Origin of the sequence: Streptomyces sp. MB09-02B (genome assembly GCF_033794485.1) — a bacterium.
GTDB lineage: Bacteria > Actinomycetota > Actinomycetes > Streptomycetales > Streptomycetaceae > Streptomyces.
This window is the reverse complement of record NZ_JARGEE010000651.1, coordinates 1-3,410: the sequence shown is the minus strand read 5'-3', so window position 1 is coordinate 3,410 and position 3,410 is coordinate 1. Positions and strand designations below refer to the sequence as shown.

2 protein-coding genes are annotated in these 3,410 nt (G+C 73.5%); one reads left to right on the top strand and one right to left on the bottom strand.

Annotation, left to right across the window (positions count from 1 at the left end):
• Positions 1-1,665, bottom strand: a 1,665-nt coding sequence (locus P1P70_RS42305) for a BACON domain-containing protein (RefSeq protein WP_319247479.1), incomplete at its 3' end; no start/stop codon positions are given.
• Positions 1,666-1,912: 247 nt separating this feature from the next.
• Between P1P70_RS42305 and P1P70_RS42300 the strand changes: the two genes are divergently transcribed.
• Positions 1,913-3,295 (top strand): alpha/beta hydrolase, encoded by a 1,383-nt coding sequence (locus P1P70_RS42300; protein ID WP_319247477.1) that lies wholly within the window; start codon positions 1,913-1,915, stop codon positions 3,293-3,295.
• Positions 3,296-3,410: the final 115 nt, after the last annotated feature.

Below are 3,410 nucleotides of genomic sequence, written 5' to 3'. Positions count from 1 at the left end.
CGGTGGGGCCGTGGGCCTCGGGGGGTCCGGGTCCGGGACGGGTGCGGTCGGCCGGGGGTCGACCGGCGGCGTCGGAGCCGGACCGTAGCCCTCGATCGTCACCACGGCGTCCGCGGGGGCCAGCGTCACCCGCGCGGTCCAGTACCCGGAGGGTTCGCTCAGCTGGTCGACGTACACCTTGATCGTCAGCGACTCGCCGGGTTTCAGGGTGCCCGAGGACTGGCTGAGGTAGAGCCAGTCGGCGCCGGTTCGGGCGGACCAGCGGACGGCCGCGTCTCCGGTCGCCCTGAGGGTGATGAGGGTGGTGTCCCCGTCGTTCGCGGCGGCGACGGAGAGCGCGCCCCGCCCCTTGCCCTGGGTGACCTCCACGGACACGTCGTCCGCCGGGTGCTGTCCTCGGCCGTGGCGGGCGTCGGGCCTGGTCCGGGCGTTGCCGGCGTTCTGGTAGGCGTCGCCGCCGCCCTCGCCGACGGTGCCGCCGCCCTGCTCCTCGCCCGCGCTGACCGAACGGCCGTCGCCGCCCTCGCCGATGAGGGGGGCGCCCCAGTAGGCGGCCCAGAGGGCGAAGACGGGCGCCGCGACGACGGTGGCGACGACGGTCGTGGTCACGGCCCGGGCGCGCAGCCGCTCCCGGCGGGCCGCACGGTCCCTCGGGTCCATGGGGAAGCCGCGCCGGTCGAAGCGCGGGGCGCCACCACGCGCGCGCGTGAGGTGGGCCCTCGCGGGCCCCAGCACGGCGCGCGGCGCTTCGAGCACCGGCAGTGCGTCGGGCGTGACGGTGGTGCCGGGCCAGCGGCCGGGGACGGCGCGCTCGGCGGCGCGACGGCAGACGGGACAGTCGTCGACGTGCCGGACGAGCTCGCGGCGCAGGGTGGCGCTCAGGACGAGCTGGTGGTCACCGGTCAGCCGGGCGACGCTCGGACAGGCGCCGGTCTCGACGACGGCGAGGGCGGCCCGGGTGCGCTCCACCTCGCAGGCGGCGGAGGCGAGCAGTTCCCGGGCGGCGGTCGGTTCCATGCCCAGCACGGCGGCGACCTCATGGGCGGTGAGCTGATGCCGTACGGCCAACTCCAGGGCCTCGCGCTGCTCGGGTGTGGTCCCGGCGGCCTCCGGCCAGGCGAGCAGCGCGAGTTCACGCCGCCGCTGCCGCTCCTCGTCCTCGGAAAGGGCAACGGACCGGACAGCGCTCTTTACGGCGCGCACCTTCTCCGAACGCCCCACCTCCGAACGCCTTGCATCCGAACGGCCCACCTCCGAACGCCCTTTGTCGGAGCGCCCCTTGTCGGGATGCGTCTTATCGGCCCCACCGGCGGGCACGGGCGGGCGCGTGGAGGCATGCGCGGCCGGACGCTTCTGCCGAACCTCGGCGAGCCTGCGCAGACAGGCCCAGCGGGCCAGTGCGTACAGCCAGGCGCGGCGGTCGTCGGCGGTGTCCGGCCCCCGGCGCCGCTCGGCGAGGGCGAGCCCGTCGGCGAGGGCGGCGGTGGCCGCGTCGCGGTCGCACAGCACGGACATGCAGTAGGTGAACAGGCCGTCCAGGTACGGCTCGTAGCGCGCCGACGGATGCTGTGCCACCGCGCGCGCCGCCGCCCGATCGCGCGCCTCACGGTGCGCCCGGTGTGCGCCGGTGGTGCGGGTCGAGGTTTCCGGACTGATGCTCATCATTCATGGACGGTAGGCGCCCGGAACCAGCGCCTTCTCGCCCCTTGAGCACATTTACTCCGTACGGGTGAAACGATCCCTCATAAGGGGACAGGAATCCCGCATTCCGCAGCGCGCAGGGGCCTGACTGAATGTTGTGCACTTTATTGACTGCAACTATAAATCAGCCCTACCTTCCTTGAGGTTCGAGTTACTCCCAAGTACGAGCGAGCAAGGTCCCCTCCTCCGCGTCGACAGGAGCCCCACCCCCATGGCCGTACGCACCCGACGCTCCACCCGCCGCGCCCTCGCCGCCCTGGCCGCGACCGTCGTCCTCTGCCTGACCGGCGCCTCCGTCTCCACCGCCGCCCCCCGGACCGCCGCGCCAGCCGTCGAACGCCTCACCGGCACCCTCCCCGACGGCGCCGCCTGGATAGCGGACGTCCCGGAGAACTGGAACGGCACTCTGATCGTCTTCAGCCACGGCTTCGGCGTGACGGTCCCCCAGAACGCCCCCCGCGAGGCCGTACGCCTCCGCCTCCTCGAAGAGGGCTACGCCCTCACCGGCTCGTCCTACGACGTCAGCGAGACCCTCTGGGCCCTGGAGAGCGCGGAGCGCGACCAGGTCGCCACCGTCGCGGCGGTCACCGAGAGGATCGGCGAACCCACGCGCACGCTCTCCATCGGCCAGTCCATGGGCGGGCTGGTCAACGCCCGCCTCGCCCGCTCGGGCGCGGGCGGCATCGACGGCGCGCTGGGCCTGTGCGGTCTCGTGGCCGGAGCCAACGACCTGCACACCTACCAGCTCGACGGTGAATACACGATCGCCCGGCTCCTGCTCCCCGACACTCCCGTGAAGCTGGTGGACTTCGCCTCCGACGCCGAGGGCGCCACCACCGGCCGGCAGCTCACCGACGCCGTCGTCGCCGCCCAGAAGACTCCGGAGGGCCGGGCCCGGATCGCCCTCGCCGCCGCCTACCTCAACCTGCCCACCTGGGCGCCCGGCAAGGAGCGCCCCGCGCCGGGCGACCGGGAGGAGCAGCAGGCCCAGCAGTACGCGTGGCTGGCCCAGGGCGTCCTCAACCGCGTCGAGCCCGCCCGCTTCCACGTCGAGAAAGCTCTCGGCGGCAACAACTCCGGGAACAAGGGCGTCGACTACGCGCGCGTGCTCGCGGGGTCCCAGCACGCGCCCCTGGTCAAGGCCCTCTACAAGAAGGCCGGCCTCGACCTGCGGGCCGATCTGCGCGACCTGACGACCAACGCCACCATCACCGCCGACCCGGCCGCCGTCGCCGAGGGCCGACGCACGTCCTCCGCCGGCCAGGGCCTCGCCGTCCCCCTCCTCAACATCCACACCACCGCCGACGACCTCGTGCCCGTCGAACAGGAGTCCCGCTTCGCCACCCGGGTCCGCGCCTCCGGCGACGCCGCCCAGCTCCGCCAGGCCTACGTCGAACGCCAGGGCCACTGCACCTTCACCACCGCCGAGACGGTGGCCGCCCTGCACGCCCTGGAGTCCCGCCTCGACACCGGCCGCTGGGGCACCTCGGCCACCCCGACCTCCCTCCAGTCAGCCGCGACCGCCCTCGACCTCGACGGCGCGGCCTACATCCCGTACCGCCCGGCCGAACTGACCATCGGCCGCCGCCCGTAGGCAATCGAGCCGTCGGGAAGGCCGCGAACGCACGGAAGGCCCCGTGCCCCGAAGGGGCGCGGGGAACTGCGCGGCCTGTTACTTTTACAAATTTCCAAACCCAAAAAAAAAGAAA

Excerpts from the sequence above, each read along its gene's own strand:
- P1P70_RS42300 (WP_319247477.1), top strand. The coding sequence starts at position 1,913 with ATGGCCGTACGCACCCGACGCTCCACCCGCCGCGCCCTCGCCGCCCTG.